Genomic DNA, 18,702 nt, shown 5'->3' on the forward strand with positions numbered 1-18,702 from the left:
CCTTTCTGCCAACAACTTTAAAACTACCTATAGTCATGGTCAATGCAAAACACTTAGCAACGTTCATTTTAGGCGCCGCCGCTGGCGTAGCTTTACACAAGTACCTACAAACCGAAGAAGGTGAAAAGACATTTGAGGATTTAAAAGCGAAGGCCAACGACCTCAAAGGAGAAGCCGAACAAGCACTGGATAAAATGCCTGAGTATTTTGAACAACTCAAAACGGAAGGTTCTGAGGCTTTGAAGAAATATACGCCCGAGGCAGAACGTCTTTTGCAAGAGCTGCTAGACAGCATAAAAGGCAAAACGCCTACCGCCGAAGCCGTTCCCAACGACCCACCGTCACAAGGATAGGCACAAAAGCAAAAGGCGCGTTTGAAACGCGCCTTTTGTATATCCACATCTGCTGAGACGGCTTATTCTTCGCCTGCTACGCTGATGCTTACTGTGTGTTTCACTTCTTTGTGAAGGTCAAGTTGTGCTTTGTAAGTACCTACAACTTTCACATCTTCGATAGTGATTTTCTTACGGTCAACATCAAAACCTTTTGCTTTAAGTGCGTCAGAGATTTGGATGCTAGTAACGCGACCGAAGATTTTTCCGCTTTCACCCACTTTTGCAGCGATGTTAAGCGTAATATCTCCAATAGCAGCCGCCAAGTCTTCGGCATCTTTCTTGAGTTTTTCTGCTTTGTGAGCAGCTTGCTTCAAGTTTTCAGCTAATTGTTTTTTGTTTGAATCGGTCGCCATTACCGCAAATCCTTGCGGAATGAGATAGTTACGACCATAGCCAGGTTTAACGTCAACGACGTCGTTCTTATAACCAAGCCCAGCAATATCAGTTCTTAAAATAACTTGCATCGTCAGTTTCTCCTTCCGTTTTTTACTTTAATTGGTCAGCTACATACGGTAATAAAGCCAAGTGACGCGCACGCTTGATAGCTTGCGACACTTTGCGCTGATACTTCAAAGAAGTACCAGTAAGGCGGCGAGGTAAAATTCTACCTTGCTCATTTACCAATTTCAATAAGAAATTTGGGTCTTTGTAATCAATAAATTTGATACCCGCTTTCTTAAAACGGCAGTACTTTTTGCGATTTTGGTTACGCTCGATTGGTTCGTTTACAAGTGTCATGTCTTGGCCCTCCTTAGTTGTTTTCAGTTTGTTTTTTTCCAACTAATCCACTGCGCTTACGCTCAGCATAAGTTACGTGGTGCTTTTCCATAGCAACTGTCAAATAACGCATAACGCGCTCATCGCGACGGAATTCAGTCTCAACCGTTTGGATAAGGCTAGGCTCCGACTTGAACTCAATCAAGTGATAAAAACCAGTGTTTTTGTTTTGGATTGGGTAGGCCAATTTCTTGAGCCCCCAACTCTCTTCGTGTACGAGTTCCGCGCCGTTATCGGTAAGGAGTTTGCGGAACTTATCAACGGTGTCCTTCATCTGTTGATCAGATAAAACGGGAGTCATAATGAACACCATCTCATACTGTTTTGTGAACATACTGAGAATTGTTAAATGTGTATAAAAATAAACTCATTGAAAATGAGCCCGCAAAGGTAGTGTTTTAATTCTAAAATCTCAAATATTACGACCCATTTAGTTGGAAAATAAAAAAAGAACTGTAGTTTTGATACTCAAACTACACGTTTTTATAGCTTAAAATGTCCACAAACGCCATTTTGCCATGCCTACCCCTAACATTCAGCTAACAAGCGACTTCAAAAAGATGACGACCAAAGCCATTTTGGCGATTTCCTTCTTTGTTATAGTGTATCTAATTTTAATTGTGTTGGCTATTGGCCTCACACTTTTAAGCAGTTACTTAGGTATCATGTTTATTACCCTCAAAGTACAATGGATCACCATTGCGGTAGGCATTGGACTTATCGTTATGGGATTGCTTGTTCTTTTGTTTTTGTTAAAGTTCATGTTCAAAAAACACATAGTGGACCGCTCTCACTTAGTCGAACTTACAGCAGAAAGCGACCCTCATCTATTTGCCTTCATAGATTCCCTTGTTAAAGAAGTTGGTACTCAGTTCCCAAAGAAAATTTATCTTTCTGCCGACGTCAATGCCTGTGTTTTTTACGATTCTAGCTTCTGGAGTATGTTTTTACCCATTCGCAAAAACCTCCAAATAGGATTGGCGCTTGTCAATTCTGTTTCGGTACATGAGTTTAAAGCCATACTTGCGCATGAGTTTGGGCACTTTTCTCAACGGAGTATGAAGATTGGGAGTTACGTGTATAACGTTAACCAAATTATTTATAACATGCTTTATGAAAACAACTGGTACGGGACCCTAGCTCAGAAAATTGCGGATATACACGCGATTATTGGCTTTTTCGTCATGGTGGCGGTTAAAATCATCCAAGGTATTCAATTTATCCTCCGCAAAGTTTACGAGGTCGTCAACCTCAGTTACATGAGCCTTTCTCGTGAAATGGAATTTCACGCCGACGAAGTAGCGGCTCACATTGCAGGTTCTAAACCTTTAATTACTTCGCTTTTACGTTTTAGCCTCGCCGACGAGGCCTATAATAATGTACTCAGTTACTATGATGAAAGGTTTACCGAAGCCGTTACGACTAACAATATTTACCCACAACACTATTTTGTGCTCAATTTTTTGGGCAAGGAAAATGGGCTCCCTGTTGTGAATCAATTACCCATGGTGGGACTAGAACAACTCAATCGTTACAATAAGTCAAAATTGGTAATTACTGATCAATGGGCCTCCCACCCAAGTACCGAAGATAGGATTAAACGGCTAGAACAGCTTGACCTTTTGCCAACTCACGAAGATTTGCGACCTGCATCAGCCGTATTCAGCCATATTGAAGCCCATCAGCAACTTCTTACACAAAAGATTTTCTCTACCGTAGTTTATTCAAAACCAACGACTGAGCTTCCAGCCCAGAAATTCGCAGCGGATTATACGGAGAACTATCATAAACGTCGGTTTAGCTCGTTTTTTAACGGGTACTTCGACAGCCAAAATTTACTTACCCAACTTCCCAATGAACCTTCGAACTTCGCGCCAAACCGCAATTTAGATGAGTTATTTGGGGCAAAAATGCTAGAAACCCTCAACAACACCATGGCACTAAGCTATGATTTAATCATCCTTAAACAAATTGCAGAAGATAACACAGGTATCAAAACCTTTGACTATGACGGGGTCAAATACACTGTCAATGACCTAGCCCAACTCCTGCCCTCATTGGAAAAAGAGTTAGATGAATTAAAAGTAAAAGTTGAAGAAAACGACCACGCGATTTACCATTATTTTCATCACTTGGCTACCCAAAAAGGAGAAATTGAGCAGTTTAACGTGGTATATCGTTCGTTTATCGAATTTGACAGATGGAGTGATGAAGCAATGGCGATTTCAGGCAAATTGTCTGATTCACTTCAATTTATACAAGAAACCACGCCCTTCGAGACGATTAGAGAAAACTTAATAACGGTAGGCAAAATAGAAGGCGATTTTAAGCAACACATTGGAAAGCTTTTAGATTTTTCGCTCGTTGAGACGGAATTGTCCCCTCAAATGAAGGAAAGTTTCAAAAAATACCTCTCAAAGACGTGGGATTATTTTACCCAACCTAGCTATGACGACGAAGCTATCAATGTCCTTTTTGATGCCATTCGTAACTTCAATACGGCCGTTACGAGGGGCTACTTTCTGTACAAAAAACAGGTATTATATTTCTATGAAAGCCTAGTATCTGCCCCTCTCGACTAGTGCATCTTAGCATCTTTCTCTCCCGCTTCTACTCGTATTGCAAGGTTATTTTCGGCAGGAGGCAATGGACAAGTCGCGTAAGGACTAAACGCACAGGGTGGATTGATAGACTTGTTAAAGTCCAATACGACATTTCCTGCCTCGTCGGGCACATCTGTGTATAAAAAGCGCCCTGCACCGTAGGTTTCGTGGGAAGTAGTTTTGTCCTTGAAAATAATAAACAATCGTCCACCTCCTGCGTCTGTCGCAGCTAGGCGATACGTTTTTCCGTTATGTTGAAACACAGCATGACCCACCAACGATTGTTGGCTTACCAATCCCAATACATCAGTAATGGCAATGGTGCGTGGAGTAGCTGGTTTTTCAAGCTTTGCCTTTATTTTCCACGATTCATTGACCACAAACCGCTCAACACCTTTAAAATGCGCCAAAGCGGGATGTTCCAAATCCCGAAGTCGAATGCCATATTTTGGTCCACGTTTGATGATAAACCACCGAAGAGCGCCTTGTTCCATGGTAGTTGTTTTGCCCTCCTCAAACACAAATTCGGGAGAAGTTTCTACCTCAATCAGTTTTACCTGTGCATCTGAATGCGCCTTGAAGCTCACTTTGCCATCACGGAGTACTAGCGTCCCTACTTGTTTTGATGCTTTTTTTGGAAAAACAATGTCATTTTTCTCGTCGCTTCCAAAGGTATTATCTCCTTCTTTCAGCCAAAATAAACCTGCGAGGTTCAACCAACCTTCTTCACTTTTCAGCCCATCCATGCGTTTTTGATGCCACTGATTTATTTCATTTTGGTACGTTCCTTCCTCGTTGTTTGGGATAAAACTTACCAATAAAACACTGAAGCCTAGCGCTAAAAAAAGAAGTACAGAATTGGTTTTCATAATTTAGTCTTCGGGGTATGGAATGAAAATAAAGCCAGCAAAATCGCCTTGAATGACAAATAAACAGCAGTATTCGTCGGGGTTTTTATAGTTTTCTTTGAACAATTCGATGGATTCAAGACCTACGAGATTGCGTTGGATAAATTCGTCTAACATGGAAGCGCGGTACGACCATTCGTTTTCTAGCTCGGTTTTTCCAATCAGCAATACCCCAAGTTCTATCTCTTTTTGTACCGCCACAAAAATGGGGTGGGTGGAAAAGCCTCGCTTCCGAATTTGATAGGAAGCTTCTTTGAGCTGGTCAGAAACCTTGACAAAATCTTGTGATACTATCCCCAAAAGCTGTTTGTTTACTTCGGGTGAATTAGCATCATCCATTAAGGTATTTTCGTTGCTGTGGTTAATCATGTTTTTTGAATGTCGAATGTAAAAATTCAGATTATTGAATACAATCTGACTAGAGCCGTGCTGCCAATAACAAGCTAAGGTCTTTGTGACGCATCGAAAACTTCTTGGCGATAAAAGGATTTGTCAACGTGCCACGGTGCGTATAAACTCCTTTACTAAACCAACGACGCGCATACATCATTTCCTCAACGCCTCCTAACGAGCCCATTTTCAACAACATAGGCAAAAAGACGTTGCTCAACGTAACACTTGCCGTATGTGCCACCCGCGATGCAATGTTGGGCACACAATAATGAATGACGTCGTATTGTCGGTAAATTGGGTCTTTGTGGGTCGTAATTCGCGAGGTTTCGATGCAGCCTCCTTGGTCGATGGACACGTCGATAATCACCGAGTTGGGTTTCATTTTTGAGACCATTTCTTCGGTAACAACGTAAATATTTTGGCCGTCTTCGGGGCGCAGAGCACCAATAACGACATCGGCCCGCTGCACGGCTTCCGAAAGCGTATCTGACTCAATAATTGAGGTATAAATGTGCTGCCCAATGGCATATTTCAGCCGTTGGAGACGGTAAATGTGTTGGTCAAAAATTTTGATTTCAGCCCCTAGCCCCAGCGCTGTACGGGCGGCGTATTCTGCCACAGTTCCCGCGCCGATGATGACTACTTTGGTGGGTGGAACTCCCGTAATTCCGCCCAAAATTATCCCTCTCCCCTTGTTGGCACTGCTCAAATACTCGGCGGCAATAAGCATGACGGTACTTCCTGCAATTTCGCTCAATGAACGTATCACAGGCTGACCGCCAGCGGGGTCTTCAATGTACTCGTAGCCAAGTGCCGTAATATTTTTCTGATTGAGGTGTTCAAAATATGAACGGTCGCGGGTGGGAAGATTGAGCGCCGAAATAATGGTTTGGCCATTTTTCAGGATTCCAAACTCTTGCTCTACGAGGGGTTCAATTTTAAGGATTAAATCACTCGTAAAAACTTCTTGGGGCGAAAACACAATCTGCGCTCCAGCTTCGCTGTACTCATTATCGGGAAACTGAGCCCCTTCTCCCGCTCCCTTTTCCACAACGACTCGGTGACCATTTCGAACCAAAATCGCCACGGCTTCGGGCGTCAGTGCAATGCGGTTTTCTTGCAGAGATATTTCTTTTGGAAGCCCAATCAACAAGCTTTGCTGGCTTGTTTTGAGCGGGGCAAGCGCTTCTTGCGGATACAAAGCTGTTTGTTGCGCCAATTCGCCAAAACCCATCATGTCCAAATTAGTCGATTTACGTTTGTTGATTTATGCTTTTTTGAGAACCTCCAGTTTCCGAAACCCATCTGGCAGGCTCGAAATATGGATTTCTACGTAACTTTCTGGTAAAAGTTCTTCGATTCGGTCGGGCCATTCAATCAAACAAATATAGCCAGAATCGAGGTATTCTTCAACCCCAATATCGTACGCCTCAGCCGTATTTTTTAGTCTATAACAATCAAAATGGTAAATCGTTTCCCCATCGGCGGTGATATATTCATTCACAATCGAAAACGTCGGACTTTGAACGTTATTCATCACCCCCATGACCTTGCCTAGCGCCTTCACAAACGTTGTTTTTCCCGCTCCCATGGCTCCATTCAATAGCCAAATGGTTTCGTTCCCACAAGCTTGCAGGACTTTGGCGGCCACCTCTTCGATGTCTTCTAACCCAAAACGTTCGATGCTTAACAATGTCATTTTAAAGTACGCCTTGTTTTTTAAGATCTTTGGTCAATTGCTCCATCAACAACCGATGTGCCTCAGGATTGGGGTGTCCATCGTACGTAAGCTGGTATTGTTTTGCTGGATAGGGAAAAAGCTGACGATAATCCAGCACTTTCATGCCCCGTTCTTTCAATAGAGCAGGCATAGGTGAATCCTTTTTCAAGGCATCGGGGTACAAAATCACGTAGAACTTATCGTTTTTAAACTGCTTTTTGTACTCGTCTTCCGTTGCTTTAATCAAATTTGCCGTCAATTCGTAATCTTTCGGGCGATACACAAAAGGAAAATCCATCGCAAAATGCTGACGAACTTTGCTTTTAAACAACATCATTCCAAAACGGTATTTCAAAGGGTGTGCAAACCGATAGACCCCTTGCGTTTGCATGTTTTTTTCATCAATATCGGGAAAATAGCCATCGTACATGCCAATCCAGCCTACCGACGGAATAGCTCGGTTGACGTGGTCTTCGATGTAGGTATAAATCCCAATACCGTCTTTTTGAGCCACTTGTTGCACAACATTTTGGTGCTGCAAACGAGCCAGTGCATGTCGCGGAGAATAACCAAAGAAGCCATAATTGTACGCCTGAACGTCAGCGTTGTCTTTTTGGAAATAATAAGGCATGGTTTCATTGTCGCGCACGGCATCTCCGTAGGTAAACGAGCACCCAAAAAACAGCGCATATTTATTTCGCACAGTGTGTGCAGAATCGGCAAAAGGCGTAATCCGCCGCGAGAACGAATCGACCTTCATCGGAATTTGAATAAAAGGCTTTCCGTCCAGCGTTTTGGCCCAAACAAAAGTATGATTTGGAATGGGCTTACGTCCCAAAAATTCGTCAAAAGCATAGCTCGAATCATACGCAGGACCAGCGTACTGAGGCCCCGTTGGGGTGGTAGGTTGTTTTTGACCCGCATCATGTATCCATCCAACGGCCGTTTCCACCCCCAAAATCACGAGTACAATCGTTACCACCGAAAGTAGGATATTTTGCAAAAGAGGTGATGAATTTCTGATGAGTAGCGACAACGCCACCAACGACACCGCCCAAGCGGCTACGCGAAAGCCAATCAGGCGCAAATCGTAGTCAAACCAAACGCCATCACCGTTTCCCACAAAAAACTCAACCCCGATAAGCACCACTAACAACAGCGTCACTAGCGATATAAAAACGCCCAGTCGGGCAAGCAATGTCTTATTTTTTTCAAAAAATTGCATTCGTAAAAAGCTGTTCAAAATGAGCCCACAAAGGTACAAATTAATCCTACGCCCGCAGTCCTGCTCGCACGTATTTTATCCCCAACTTTACAGTAACTTTGTCGTAAAAAACGCTTCGGTAAGAAAGAAAACGCATTTTTAGTCGCATGAACTCACCACTTGACCCCGTTGTAAATGTCGGATTAATTGGGTTTGGCCTTTCGGGACGGTACTTCCACGCCCCTTTTTTAGCCACAAATCCACATTTTAAACTTTCAAAAGTTGTTACCCGCAACACCACTTCTGTCCACGATTTTGACCCAACTATTGCCGTTGTAGGCAGTGCAGAAGCGCTTTTGGCCGATTCAGAAATCGACTTGGTGTTTATTTGTACCCCCAACGACCTCCACTTCCCCTACGCAAAAGCGGCTTTGGAGGCTGGCAAACACGTTGTTATCGAAAAACCTTTTACCAATACCACTGCCGAAGCTGATATTTTAATTGCATTGGCGGCAGAGAAAGGACTTACGATTACGGCTTATCAAAACCGCCGTTGGGACTCCGACTTCCTGACCATACAGGCGTTATTACGAGAAAATAAATTGGGCGATATTGTAGAATACGAAGCTCATTTTGACCGTTTTCGCCCCGAAGTAGCCAAAGGTACCTGGAAAGAAGTGGCGTCGGCGGGCGCGGGTAATCTCTATAATTTGGGACCACATTTGATTGACCAAGCACTCGTACTTTTCGGAACACCCAAAAGCGTAACGGCCACCATCAAAACCATTCGTCCTGACGGAGAGACGGACGATTATTTTGACATTCAAATGAACTATGCAGATAAACGCGTCATTTTGAAAGCCAGTCTGATGGTGTTCCAAAACGACCTTCGCTACATTATTCATGGCAATAAAGGCAGCTTTTTTAAGTCAGGATTGGATGTTCAGGAAGAAACGCTTCGCAAAAATGCGCTACCCAACACTGATGACTGGGGAAGCGAACCAGAAAAGCTTTGGGGAACACTTTATACCGAGGCAGGTGCGGAAATAATCCCGAGCCAAGCTGGGCATTATGCCCCTTTTTACGAAAATGTGTATCAAGCGATTGTCAATAAAGTGCCATTAGAGGTGACACCTCAACAAGCTCGAAATACCACCCGAGTGATGGAATTAGCCCTCGAAAGTAGTCAGTCGGGAAAAACTATCTCTTTTGAATAACAACTAGCGCTGGGTAGTCAACCTATCCAGCGCTATGTTTAGTACAAGTTTGTTTTTATTTAAACTTCGCTGCCAGTGTCACACTGTTTGCAACAAGCCCCGTGCTTCTCATATAATGCCCCACTCGCAATTCCAGCGAATTGAAGTGGTTCCAATTCATGACTCCGTTCAACGGCATGAGCTTAAACCCAGCGCCCACAAAATGCGACTGCAAGGCCGAAACGTCATAATCGCTGGTATGAAATTCGCTCGACGCCGAATTTTGTTGGTAAGGAGCGAAATAGTCAATCGCCGTTTGGGTATTAAAACGATAAAAAGGAGTGATGACAACGAACGGCGACATTCGGACTGAAGTTTCGAGGCTGGCCGTATGGGCCGTCATCCCCCAGTCATCTTGGTAAAAACGATAGGAAGTACGGAAAATAAATTTATCGCCCATAAAGTAATTGGCTCGAAGCGCAATTGGTAGCTTTATACGCGTCCCTGGTAGTTTTTCAAGCCCTTCGGAGCCATTATTGAAATACACACGGTGATAAGGCGTACTCAATAATCCTTGTTGGTACGATGGTTCGGCAATCAATGCCACTTGTAAGCGAGCATTGATAACTTGAGCCCAAGAAAACGCCGCTGAAAAAGATTGTCGCGGTTTGTAGTCAATCGGATTTGGGTCACTTTTGGCCCCAGACCCATATCCTACTGGACGCAATTCTACTGGTAAAATAACCGACCACGTATCAAAAAATGCGTTGATTTTAACGCCAAATTCACGGTTATTATCGCGGGAGTTTTTTACAAAATTAAGGCTCCCCCCCAACGATTTGTAATCGTATTCTGTAGAGGCCGAACCCGAAATCCCAAAGGTTGTTCTCGATTTTTCATCTTTCATCGACCAACCAATCGTTGGATACACGCGTGTATCACGATAAGAGGCCGAAGTGAGCGAAATAACCGCATTGGGGTCGCTTGTCGTTCGCGAAGGTTTAGAACGTCCTCCACCTTTACCCGAAGCCGACGTGACGGTCTGAGTTACAGGCTGTATGTTGGTTGAAGAACCACTTGAAGAAGCGCCCGTCAAGGTACCTTGCGTTACTGGATTTGGATTTATTTTATCCGACGAAGCCGACGTGTAGGTATCCACCCCCATGTCCACGGTCAATGAGTGTTTGCGCTTTTTAGCATCCGTTTTCACCCATTTAAGATCCAGCGTATTTCCAAAATCAGTTAGTTTTTCGGTACCAATACCGCCAGTAACAGCAGAGTTATTACCATTTTGGTGATAATAACTTGAGACCAAATTTACTTCTTCTAATTTTAGTTTTTTCACTTGGTAGTTTGAGTTCGTCGCGAGGCTTTTTTGTTGGGCATTAGCCCCGCACAAAAAACTCAAATAAAGTCCAACGGCAATGGTTAATTTTTTCACTTGAAATTCATAGGTTAAAAAAGAGTTTAGCCTCACAAGAAGCTTTCAGATAGACTATACGATGCCTACAATGTAAACGTTGCGAAAACTGCTCTATTTTTTCTTTTAAAAAACATAAAAACGGGGAAGCAAAGTCGCCTTTACTTCCCCGTTTTTGAATTACAGCAAAAATTTATTGGTGTCTCAACGACTCTCGCCCAATTTCTTTTATTGAACGGCAGCCCGCCAAAGCCATGGTAAGATCAAAATCGGCTAAATAATTCGATAAAACTTCTTTTACCCCTGCACTTCCACCCAATGTAAGCCCATATACGTACGGACGCCCTAAGCACACAGCCGTTGCGCCCAAGGCCAGCGCTTTGAATATATCAGCGCCACCACGTACACCGCTGTCGATAAGAATAGGCATACGGCCTTGCAGTGCCTCGGCAATCAGCGGCAGCATGTCCATCGTCGCAACGGCACCATCGACTTGCCGACCACCGTGGTTGGATACCACAATCCCATCTAGGCCATAATCAAGGGCTTTCAGTGCATCATCGGGATGAAGAATGCCTTTCAACAAAATGGGCAGTTTTGTGCGTTTTCGTAAATAACCCAAGTTTTCCCACGTCAACGATGGCCGTGTATAAATATCTATAAATTTTTTGACGGCTTTGCGGGGATAACCCGAGGTAGCGTTTTGCCAAAAACTACCTGGATAATGGCTAATCGCGCTAAAAAGCGTACGAATGGCATCAAAAGTGATGGTTGGTTTTGGCGCAGGTGCGGCATCTGGCTCGTCTAACAACTTTCTAAATACGGGGTCAGAAGTATATTGCGCAATGCCGAGACCGTGTATAAAAGGCAAATACGCCAATTCTAAATCTTGGGTTCTCCAGCCCAAAAGAGTCGTGTCGAGGGTAACAACAATGGCTTCGCAGCCTGATTTTTCGGCCCGCTCTACAAAACTCGCCACGAGCTCATCCGACTTACTCCAATACAATTGAAACCAGCGTGGTTGCGAACCCATCGCCTCCGCGCATTGTTCCATCGGCACCGACGCTTGATTGGAAAAAATATAAGGAATTCCTAGCTCCGCTGCCGCCTTAGCTACCCCCAAATCGGCCTCAGGATGAACCATTTCCAATACGCCAATCGGCGACAGTAAAAGTGGGTAAGGTAGTTTTCGGCCAAACAAGTTAATACTGGTATCTCGCACCGACACATCGCGAAGCATTCGGGGCAATACCCGCCATCGTTCAAAAGCCGCGCGGTTTTGAGCCATGGTGCTACCGTGACCAGCTCCTCCTCCAATATACGCAGCCGCTTTGGGCGACATAGCCCCCAGAGCTTTTTTTTCTAAAAGGGCATTATCAACAGGAATCGAAGAAACCAGACCCGATGCACCGTCGAGGTATATCTTTTTTTGACGCTCAAATCCATTCATTTTCACCAAATGATTTACTTACCAACAAGTCAGACGATTGCTCAGTACGGAATGCCTATTTTTTTATAGATGAAGTGCATCAGCCACGCGGGGCCAATCATTAAAAATTGTAAATCTTTAAAAAAAGAAGGTTTCTTCCCTTCTACTTTATGCCCCCAAAATTGCCCTATCCACGCTATCACAAAAATAGCAACTGATACTTTCCAAAGCGTAAAACCTTGATTTTCTATCTGTTGTGCCAAATACAAACAAAACCCTGAGAAGAACAAAAGCCCAATTGCGAGAGTTACCGACAGACGGAAATAGTAAATACTTACAAAAGCTAAAATCAAAATGGCCAGGTTTAGCTGGAGCATTTCGGTAATGGCAAAAGGTAGCTTTACTCCGTACAATAAACCCACGATGCTAAAAAAGATGGCAGGAACACATATCCAATGTACAAGCTTGTTGGTAGGGTTTTGGTGGCTTTCTCCGTATTCATTCAGCCAAGAATCAATTGTTCTCATAAATCAAAAAGGTTGGTTTTAGTCTTCTCAAATGTATCACTTTTTATTGAAAATTTTAGACATTTCCACTTGTCTTAAAAAATCAGCAACACCTTATTTTCATGCCTTTTTGTGTCATTCTTTGTTTCTATTATTCTTATTTTTTCAAAAATTCTAAAACCATCTTCCTGTAAAAAACGTAGTTAGGAAAGAATAAACCATTTTTCATGTACGTATGAATCCTTCCATTGAACAAATCAACTTACGAATTCAGCCACTACGCCAACAAATTATTAACCACCCAATTTATGCTGCTATCGACAGCATCGACGACCTAAAAATCTTCATGCAGTATCATGTCTATGCCGTTTGGGATTTTATGTCGCTCCTAAAATCATTACAACAATCACTGACTTGCACAACTGTCCCGTGGTATCCGAAAGGTTCGGCAGATACCCGCTTTCTTATCAATGAAATTGTGGTAGGAGAAGAATCTGATGTTGACCTTGAAGGGAATCGAAAAAGCCACTTTGAGCTCTACTTGGATGCCATGCACCAAGCCAAAGCAGACACCCAACCTGTTTTAGATTTTATCCAACACTTTTTGACTTCGGGGCAACTTTCAAATGCGTTTCAGCTTGCAGGTACACCTGCCGCTGCCGCAAATTTTGTGACGCATACGTTTGATGTCATTAATAGCAAAAAAGACCACCTTCAAGCAGCGGTCTTTACGTTTGGGCGAGAAGATTTGATACCGAATATGTTTGTTTCGATGGTCAATGATTTAAACCAAACCTCTCCCGACAACATCTCAATTTTTAAGTATTACCTCGAACGTCACATTGAAGTAGATGGCGACCACCATAGTCATTTAGCGATTCAAATGACCGAAAATTTGTGTGGCACAAACGCCGCTTTTTGGCAAGAAGCCGAAGAAGCCGTGGTAGCCTCTTTAGAACAAAGACTCGCGCTTTGGGAAGGAGCCTACCACGACATTTTGGCTAAAAAAAGTGAGTTAACAATCAATGTTTAGGGCAATCGCAGGCATTGCGTTTACGAAATAGCCCCCACATAAAGCCTTTACGTTGGCGGTTTCGTCTCTTCTTACGCAGCGTTTTCGCATCAGAAGCAGCTTCAATGGTCGTCGTTTCGGCCATCGAAGCTGTTTTTGCTTGGGCGGTTGGCAATTCAAGCATTAACCCCAAAAGCATCAATAAAAATATCTTTTTCATGTCAAAAATTTATAATCGGTCTTTTATTTACCAACGTCTGCGATTCCCTCGATGGTATTGATAACGTCCGCGACTTTCGTACCGATGTGGAGGGCGGTATCGTGGTGGGGCTACGTAAACCCGAGGGCGATACGCGGGCGGCGGTGGCACTACCCGAACGTAAGGGCGGGGGGCATAATAAGGGTCATAATACCGCGAACGATATCCTCCTGAATAAAAACAGCTACTTAAAACGGTAGCAAGCACCAAAAAGGTGGCTAAAAGTGTGAATCGGGTTTTCATAGCTAATTAGATTAATTTGTTACCACTAAATTAACGTTTTCCAACGAATTTTAATGCAAAGACAATTCAAAAAGTATTTACCCCCATTTCATATAAGTAGTTAGCAGTCAGCTTTCAGCAGGCAGTACTGTGAACTTTTACGCCAAATGAAAACTATTTAGACGCAAAAACGGCCTCAAAAAAGGTGGCCAACTTTTGTTCATCTAATTGACCGTTGGAACGAACACTACTGCACAAATCCAAACCAAAAGGTTCGACGGTTTCAATCGCTTCACGCACATTCTCCGCCCGAATCCCTCCTGCCAAAAACAAAGGGATTGAAATACTTTCGCGAATTTTTCGACTTAGCTCCCAATTGTGTACCCGCCCAGTTCCCCCAAGTTCTTTTACTTGAAGGTTGGGATTACCGCTGTCCAACAACAAAGCATCAACGTGCTGGGCAATTTCAATGGCCTCCTCGACAGTTCGTTCGTCAATCACGTGAATGACTTGAACGAGTTTGACCGCAGGCAATTGTGCCCGAATTTGTCGGTAAGTACCTTCTGATAAGGCATCAACCATCTGAATAGTCGTTGTATTCACTTTTTGGTGGTGTTCAATAATGGAAGCAGCCGACGTCTCACTCGTTAGTAAGAACGTTGAAATTGGTGGTGGCACTTGCTGAGCAATTTCAGCAATAAGATCATCTGTAATAACGCCAGGCCCGCTAGGCATTTTTCCCACCAATCCTAACGCTGACGCTCCATGCGCAACCGCAAGGCGTGCTTCGGCTACGCTACTGATACAACAAATTTTTACTCGTGGTATTTGTCTCATTGTAAACTATACTTCAAAACGCTTCAAAGTTACACTACTAATGGGCTCTTTTGCTAACGTAAGCCCCATGTTTTATACAGTACAGAAATTTACGGCATTAGTCCAAAGATGACCTGCATCATACCATCATGATTTACTTTCTCTTAGTTTAGACTCTCTTACAAAACGTAGGGGGTATCACGCCGTTTCACAAACATGATGGATTTATGAAAAAGTATTGGGCGCCTAGAATAGTCATTTGGTTTATAGTTCTGCTTACTCTTTACAATACAACTGTAATCATGGCGCAACTCCCCCTGCTGAGAGATTCAGTAAGGCACGAATCGGTTACAATTCCCGCCAGAACCGTTGTTACAGAACAGCCATTGTCGATGGATAAAACCTTCGGGACTGGAGTACCAGCCCTACCACCTGCGAAAGTCAGAATAGGGTATGTCGTTCCTTCCAATCGCACACCTCAACCCCACTATAAGGAAAACCTTCAATTCGCAGTTGAAATGGCGCAAATGTGGTACCGCAACAACATGCTCCAAAATGGTTTCGGGCCCAAAACATTTATTTATGAAACCGAAGAAGAATCTCCAAGGCCCAAAATTCACCTAGTCAATGTCCCCGAAACCGATGATTATTTGTGGGGAGGAAATGGAAATGTACTTTTTGAACGAACAAAGATCGCTGCCAAAAATGTAGGATTAACCGTAGATTTTGAGGGAGAGTTATGGATATTGATTCCCGAAACGCACGTACAAAATCCAGATGGCAGTTTTTACGGCGGTTTGGCTTTGGGAGGAGGAGGAGGAAGCGGAAAAAATTCGGGGTTAATGCAGTTAGGAAGTACCGTTATACAATTATTTAACCCTCAACGACTACTGGATAACACCCCTTATGCTGGTCAGACGGTACCCGAATGGGGGCCTTATCCCTTGGTGCAAAATACCTCTTTTATGTGGTTTGAAGGAGAGACCTTCAGCTCCGTAGCATCGTCCTATTTAGGGGCCTTGTGCCACGAGATGGGACATGCTTTCGGGCTCAGTCACGATGCTCGCCACGACAATAATGCCTTTGGAGGATTAATGTATAACGGATTAAGGGGAATACGTGGGAGTTTTTTCCCAACACTTTACCCTAAAGAATACACTAGATTGGAATATGGTTCATCGGTTCAACTGAACGAAAGCCATTATTTCAACCGAATCAAAACCGTAAATTCTGCCCCAAGCCTCACTATACTAACTTCCAATATCCTCTCTCCTGTGGATGGGCTACTCCATATAAGTTTTAATGCAGCTGATGCTGACAGTATTTCTTACGCACAACTATTCGACTACCAAGGAAATGCTATTGATGAATTGATATTTGAAAAATCCACCTCGAATCCTACCTCAGTAATAGCCACGTTTAAAACCCCTTATTATACGGCAGGGCAAAACAATACTTTTTCTATTTCAGTGTGTGATCGGCAAGGAAATCGGAAAGTTTCTTCTGCCTTTACCCTCAATGTGACTGGGGGAAATCAGGCGCCTAAGCCCTTTTTAAAACTTCTGTACCCTACCACTGCATACACGGGGCCATTTACTCGATTTGACGCAACGACAACCACAGACCCCGACGGCGACTCCTTCACAGTTGAATTCGACGTCAACAATGATGGTATTTTTGATACACCTCCGCTGAACACTCACTATTTCGACTATCAAATCCCTCAATCAGGGCCTTACATGTCGCGCATTCGGGTAACTGATGCGCACGGTGCGTCGGCCATTTCGAGTCCGATTAGCGGAAATTATGGAAATACCTGCGGCGTAGATGCCCCGACAATCAGTGGCGTCCCTGAGGTCTGTCCAGGTGCATCGGTTACATTGACGGCCTATGGTTGTTATGGTACCAACTTATGGACTACGGGTGAGACTAGCTCTTCCATTATAGTCACTCCAAATGCTACCACCAACTACTCCGTCACATGTACCTATGGTTGTAACAGTCTGACAAGTACGCCTTTTACCGTGTCAATCATTGCCGATACTATTTCACTTACAGGCACCAACATATCAGGGATTGAGCGGACAGCGGGTACGCTTATTTCCACGCAAAATATACCTGATAAAACAAATGGATTGTACATAGCCAACAATAGCGTTACGTTGTTGCCAGGCTTTCAGGCACAAAGAGGAAGTACATTTACAGCCCTTTTAAAAGGGTGCAGTGAGCCAATCGCCCACATTGACAATAGTTATGCGGGGGGCGGGGTAGCTCAAACTATTTCTATTTTGACTAACGATCAAAACCCCGATGGCACAGCAGTAACGAATCTAACTCAAATCTCCTTACCAACCCTTGTAACTAGCCCTACCAAAGGTACAGTAACGGTCAATCCGAATGGCAGCCTCAATTACTTTTCCAACGAAAAAAGCGGAACCGATCGCTTTGTTTATGCCATTTGCAATCGAAGCAATCCCTCCTCCTGCTCACAAGCGCAAGTAACAGTCAATTTACAACCCTACTTTTCTCCACTTTCCAATAATAGCTTTGAAGACTCCGTAAGTTTTGTGAGTAGCATTTTAACCTTGCCTTGGTTAAAAGCAGGCTGGAAGATTGACCAAGGCGTATTTTCATGGCTCAGGGGGCAAGGGAGGAATGGCTCAAATTGCATCAAAATATATTCAGGTCCCGCCTATGGGTCAGTACAAAGTAATGACCTACAAGTGTATCAAACCATTCGGGTGATACCCTATACTAATTATATTTTAAAAGGTTGGATCAAAACTCAGGACATCACTACACAAACCAATTCAAATGGCGTGGGAGCTAATTTGAGTGTAGTAACAAGCACAAGCAATCCTAGTTTTCCTCCTCGTAGTAAAGATTTAAAAGGCACCAACGACTGGACATTGATACAGCTTCCTTTCAACTCAGGAGATGGGTACGTGAAAATCACTTGTCGTTTGGGTTTCACTTCTGGTGATTGTGAAGGAACCGCTTATTTTGATGATTTAACGTTAGAAATGTTAAAATAATTGAAAAAATTTGACTCCGTTGCACTCACTTTTAGCATTTAAATAAATTTATTCTGAGTAAAATTTGTACAAATTGGAATCAGACGATGTTGTAATTATGTCACACTAACAAAAAAAGCCGCTACGAATTTTCATCGTAACGGCCTGACAATCAGTGTAGCGGGGAGCAGGATCGAACTGCCGACCTTAGGGTTATGAATCCTACGCTCTAACCATCTGAGCTACCCCGCCATCGTTTTGGTGGTGCAAAAGTAGAATAAATATTTTAATTACGCAAACACATTTTGAATAATTGTGAGAAGTTTCTATTTTGCCTCTTTGTTGGGGAAGGTAATTACCTAAGTAAAAGACTTTTCTTACCTTTAAGACCGAACAAAAAAAAAAGCTATGCAAAAATTCAAATACTCAAACGAATACGAGCTCCGCGCCTCGCCTAAAATGTTGTTCCCGTACTTGAGTACAGCATCGGGACTTTCTGAATGGTTTTGTGAAAAAGTAAATGTAAAACCTAACCATAGCTTCGATTTTATTTGGGATAAAGAAAGCCACATCGCCGAACAAACCTCACTTCGGCTCAATAAAAGTGCCAAATTTGAGTTCTTAAACACAAGCGATAATAACCGCGATAACAATTATATCGAATTTAAAGTAGAGGTAAGCGACCTGACGGGTTCAACCTATTTGCGCATTACCGACTACTCTACAAACACCGACAGCGAAGAACTAAAAGACCTTTGGGATGGTTTAATCGATAGTCTCAAAGAAATTGTAGGAAGCTAGGTATCTGTAGCCGAGGTTCAGTTAAAA

At 43.3% G+C, this 18,702-nt stretch carries 20 protein-coding genes and 1 tRNA gene; 6 read left to right on the forward strand and 15 right to left on the reverse strand.

Features of this window, described 5'->3' with window-relative positions:
• Positions 1-35 precede the first annotated feature (35 nt).
• The gene (locus FHS57_RS20050; RefSeq protein ID WP_028524475.1) at positions 36-353 is read left to right on the forward strand and encodes a YtxH domain-containing protein; all 318 of its coding nucleotides are present in this window, start codon (positions 36-38) and stop codon (positions 351-353) included.
• A gap of 62 nt (positions 354-415) precedes the next feature.
• On the opposite strand, the gene rplI is transcribed toward FHS57_RS20050, so the two are convergent.
• The 3 genes from rplI to rpsF are packed head-to-tail and all read right to left on the reverse strand — an operon-like array spanning position 416 to position 1,506.
• Positions 416-859, reverse strand: a complete 444-nt coding sequence (rplI, locus tag FHS57_RS20055) for a 50S ribosomal protein L9 (protein ID WP_183976820.1) — start codon at positions 857-859, stop codon at positions 416-418.
• A gap of 22 nt (positions 860-881) precedes the next feature.
• Entirely contained in the window at positions 882-1,133 is a 252-nt protein-coding gene (rpsR, locus tag FHS57_RS20060) for a 30S ribosomal protein S18 (RefSeq protein ID WP_028524477.1), read from the reverse strand.
• A gap of 13 nt (positions 1,134-1,146) precedes the next feature.
• Positions 1,147-1,506, reverse strand: a complete 360-nt coding sequence (gene rpsF / locus FHS57_RS20065; RefSeq protein ID WP_028524478.1) for a 30S ribosomal protein S6 — start codon at positions 1,504-1,506, stop codon at positions 1,147-1,149.
• A gap of 184 nt (positions 1,507-1,690) precedes the next feature.
• Here rpsF and FHS57_RS20070 point away from each other — a divergent pair, with 184 nt between their 5' ends.
• A complete protein-coding gene (locus tag FHS57_RS20070; RefSeq protein ID WP_183976822.1) occupies positions 1,691-3,754 on the forward strand; it encodes a M48 family metalloprotease in 2,064 nt (687 codons plus the stop codon).
• Here FHS57_RS20070 and FHS57_RS20075 read toward each other — a convergent pair.
• The 5 genes from FHS57_RS20075 to FHS57_RS20095 are packed head-to-tail and all read right to left on the reverse strand — an operon-like array spanning position 3,751 to position 8,021.
• The gene (locus FHS57_RS20075; RefSeq protein WP_183976824.1) at positions 3,751-4,644 is read right to left on the reverse strand and encodes a DUF1684 domain-containing protein; all 894 of its coding nucleotides are present in this window, start codon (positions 4,642-4,644) and stop codon (positions 3,751-3,753) included. The two genes, FHS57_RS20070 and FHS57_RS20075, sit on opposite strands and share 4 nt — an antisense overlap.
• Before the next feature lie 3 nt (positions 4,645-4,647).
• A complete protein-coding gene (locus tag FHS57_RS20080) occupies positions 4,648-5,052 on the reverse strand; it encodes a hypothetical protein (RefSeq protein ID WP_028524481.1) in 405 nt (134 codons plus the stop codon).
• 49 nt (positions 5,053-5,101) lie between these two features.
• Positions 5,102-6,313: an alanine dehydrogenase gene (locus FHS57_RS20085; protein ID WP_183976826.1), complete on the reverse strand. Its 1,212-nt coding sequence runs from the start codon at positions 6,311-6,313 to the stop codon at positions 5,102-5,104.
• A 30-nt stretch (positions 6,314-6,343) separates the two neighbouring features.
• Complete coding sequence (tsaE, locus tag FHS57_RS20090; RefSeq protein WP_183976828.1) at positions 6,344-6,775, reverse strand: tRNA (adenosine(37)-N6)-threonylcarbamoyltransferase complex ATPase subunit type 1 TsaE; 432 nt, start codon at positions 6,773-6,775, stop codon at positions 6,344-6,346.
• Position 6,776: 1 nt separating this feature from the next.
• Entirely contained in the window at positions 6,777-8,021 is a 1,245-nt protein-coding gene (locus tag FHS57_RS20095) for a hypothetical protein (protein WP_183976830.1), read from the reverse strand.
• Positions 8,022-8,167: 146 nt separating this feature from the next.
• Here FHS57_RS20095 and FHS57_RS20100 point away from each other — a divergent pair, with 146 nt between their 5' ends.
• Positions 8,168-9,217, forward strand: coding sequence for an oxidoreductase (locus FHS57_RS20100; protein ID WP_183976832.1), 1,050 nt, complete (start codon positions 8,168-8,170; stop codon positions 9,215-9,217).
• 55 nt (positions 9,218-9,272) lie between these two features.
• On the opposite strand, the gene FHS57_RS20105 is transcribed toward FHS57_RS20100, so the two are convergent.
• From FHS57_RS20105 to FHS57_RS20115, 3 genes are all read right to left on the reverse strand, one after another.
• The gene (locus FHS57_RS20105; protein WP_183976834.1) at positions 9,273-10,637 is read right to left on the reverse strand and encodes a DUF3570 domain-containing protein; all 1,365 of its coding nucleotides are present in this window, start codon (positions 10,635-10,637) and stop codon (positions 9,273-9,275) included.
• Positions 10,638-10,809: 172 nt separating this feature from the next.
• Positions 10,810-12,066: a lactate 2-monooxygenase gene (locus FHS57_RS20110; protein WP_183976836.1), complete on the reverse strand. Its 1,257-nt coding sequence runs from the start codon at positions 12,064-12,066 to the stop codon at positions 10,810-10,812.
• A gap of 41 nt (positions 12,067-12,107) precedes the next feature.
• Positions 12,108-12,572 carry an Mpo1 family 2-hydroxy fatty acid dioxygenase gene (locus FHS57_RS20115; RefSeq protein WP_183976838.1) on the reverse strand — a complete coding sequence of 155 codons (465 nt, stop codon included), beginning with the start codon at positions 12,570-12,572 and terminating at the stop codon, positions 12,108-12,110.
• A 214-nt stretch (positions 12,573-12,786) separates the two neighbouring features.
• On the opposite strand from FHS57_RS20115, the gene FHS57_RS20120 reads away from it, so the two are divergent.
• Positions 12,787-13,584, forward strand: a complete 798-nt coding sequence (locus FHS57_RS20120; protein ID WP_183976840.1) for a DUF3050 domain-containing protein — start codon at positions 12,787-12,789, stop codon at positions 13,582-13,584.
• Here FHS57_RS20120 and FHS57_RS20125 read toward each other — a convergent pair.
• The 3 genes from FHS57_RS20125 to FHS57_RS20135 form a co-directional block, all read right to left on the reverse strand.
• On the reverse strand, positions 13,574-13,783 hold the full coding sequence (locus FHS57_RS20125; protein ID WP_164489914.1) for a hypothetical protein: 210 nt from the start codon (positions 13,781-13,783) through the stop codon (positions 13,574-13,576). The genes FHS57_RS20120 and FHS57_RS20125 overlap by 11 nt on opposite strands.
• 27 nt (positions 13,784-13,810) lie before the next feature.
• Positions 13,811-14,065 carry a hypothetical protein gene (locus FHS57_RS20130; RefSeq protein WP_183976842.1) on the reverse strand — a complete coding sequence of 85 codons (255 nt, stop codon included), beginning with the start codon at positions 14,063-14,065 and terminating at the stop codon, positions 13,811-13,813.
• Positions 14,066-14,218: 153 nt separating this feature from the next.
• Positions 14,219-14,881 (reverse strand): phosphoribosylanthranilate isomerase, encoded by a 663-nt coding sequence (locus FHS57_RS20135; protein ID WP_183976843.1) that lies wholly within the window; start codon positions 14,879-14,881, stop codon positions 14,219-14,221.
• Between the two features lie 206 nt (positions 14,882-15,087).
• Between FHS57_RS20135 and FHS57_RS20140 the strand changes: the two genes are divergently transcribed.
• Positions 15,088-17,895: a 3-coathanger stack domain-containing protein gene (locus FHS57_RS20140; protein ID WP_183976845.1), complete on the forward strand. Its 2,808-nt coding sequence runs from the start codon at positions 15,088-15,090 to the stop codon at positions 17,893-17,895.
• 157 nt (positions 17,896-18,052) lie between these two features.
• Here the strand turns inward: FHS57_RS20140 and FHS57_RS20145 are convergent.
• Positions 18,053-18,126 (reverse strand) — tRNA-Met (locus FHS57_RS20145).
• 156 nt (positions 18,127-18,282) lie between these two features.
• Here FHS57_RS20145 and FHS57_RS20150 point away from each other — a divergent pair.
• Complete coding sequence (locus FHS57_RS20150; protein WP_028524527.1) at positions 18,283-18,675, forward strand: START-like domain-containing protein; 393 nt, start codon at positions 18,283-18,285, stop codon at positions 18,673-18,675.
• The last annotated feature ends 27 nt before the right edge of the window (positions 18,676-18,702 follow it).

Origin of the sequence: Runella defluvii (genome assembly GCF_014195535.1) — a bacterium.
In the GTDB taxonomy this organism is placed as follows: Bacteria; Bacteroidota; Bacteroidia; order Cytophagales; family Spirosomataceae; genus Runella; species Runella defluvii.

Bases quoted from the DNA above. Each gene is read 5' to 3' on its own strand.
- FHS57_RS20050 (WP_028524475.1), top strand. From the start codon at position 36: ATGGTCAATGCAAAACACTTAGCAACGTTCATTTTAGGCGCCGCCGCT.
- rplI (WP_183976820.1), bottom strand. From the start codon at position 859: ATGCAAGTTATTTTAAGAACTGATATTGCTGGGCTTGGTTATAAGAAC.
- rpsR (WP_028524477.1), bottom strand. From the start codon at position 1,133: ATGACACTTGTAAACGAACCAATCGAGCGTAACCAAAATCGCAAAAAG.
- rpsF (WP_028524478.1), bottom strand. From the start codon at position 1,506: ATGTTCACAAAACAGTATGAGATGGTGTTCATTATGACTCCCGTTTTA.
- FHS57_RS20070 (WP_183976822.1), top strand. From the start codon at position 1,691: ATGCCTACCCCTAACATTCAGCTAACAAGCGACTTCAAAAAGATGACG.
- FHS57_RS20075 (WP_183976824.1), bottom strand. From the start codon at position 4,644: ATGAAAACCAATTCTGTACTTCTTTTTTTAGCGCTAGGCTTCAGTGTT.
- FHS57_RS20080 (WP_028524481.1), bottom strand. From the start codon at position 5,052: ATGATTAACCACAGCAACGAAAATACCTTAATGGATGATGCTAATTCA.
- FHS57_RS20085 (WP_183976826.1), bottom strand. From the start codon at position 6,313: ATGATGGGTTTTGGCGAATTGGCGCAACAAACAGCTTTGTATCCGCAA.
- tsaE (WP_183976828.1), bottom strand. From the start codon at position 6,775: ATGACATTGTTAAGCATCGAACGTTTTGGGTTAGAAGACATCGAAGAG.
- FHS57_RS20095 (WP_183976830.1), bottom strand. From the start codon at position 8,021: ATGCAATTTTTTGAAAAAAATAAGACATTGCTTGCCCGACTGGGCGTT.
- FHS57_RS20100 (WP_183976832.1), top strand. From the start codon at position 8,168: ATGAACTCACCACTTGACCCCGTTGTAAATGTCGGATTAATTGGGTTT.
- FHS57_RS20110 (WP_183976836.1), bottom strand. From the start codon at position 12,066: ATGAATGGATTTGAGCGTCAAAAAAAGATATACCTCGACGGTGCATCG.
- FHS57_RS20115 (WP_183976838.1), bottom strand. From the start codon at position 12,572: ATGAGAACAATTGATTCTTGGCTGAATGAATACGGAGAAAGCCACCAA.
- FHS57_RS20120 (WP_183976840.1), top strand. From the start codon at position 12,787: ATGAATCCTTCCATTGAACAAATCAACTTACGAATTCAGCCACTACGC.
- FHS57_RS20125 (WP_164489914.1), bottom strand. From the start codon at position 13,783: ATGAAAAAGATATTTTTATTGATGCTTTTGGGGTTAATGCTTGAATTG.
- FHS57_RS20130 (WP_183976842.1), bottom strand. From the start codon at position 14,065: ATGAAAACCCGATTCACACTTTTAGCCACCTTTTTGGTGCTTGCTACC.
- FHS57_RS20135 (WP_183976843.1), bottom strand. From the start codon at position 14,881: ATGAGACAAATACCACGAGTAAAAATTTGTTGTATCAGTAGCGTAGCC.
- FHS57_RS20140 (WP_183976845.1), top strand. From the start codon at position 15,088: ATGAAAAAGTATTGGGCGCCTAGAATAGTCATTTGGTTTATAGTTCTG.
- FHS57_RS20150 (WP_028524527.1), top strand. From the start codon at position 18,283: ATGCAAAAATTCAAATACTCAAACGAATACGAGCTCCGCGCCTCGCCT.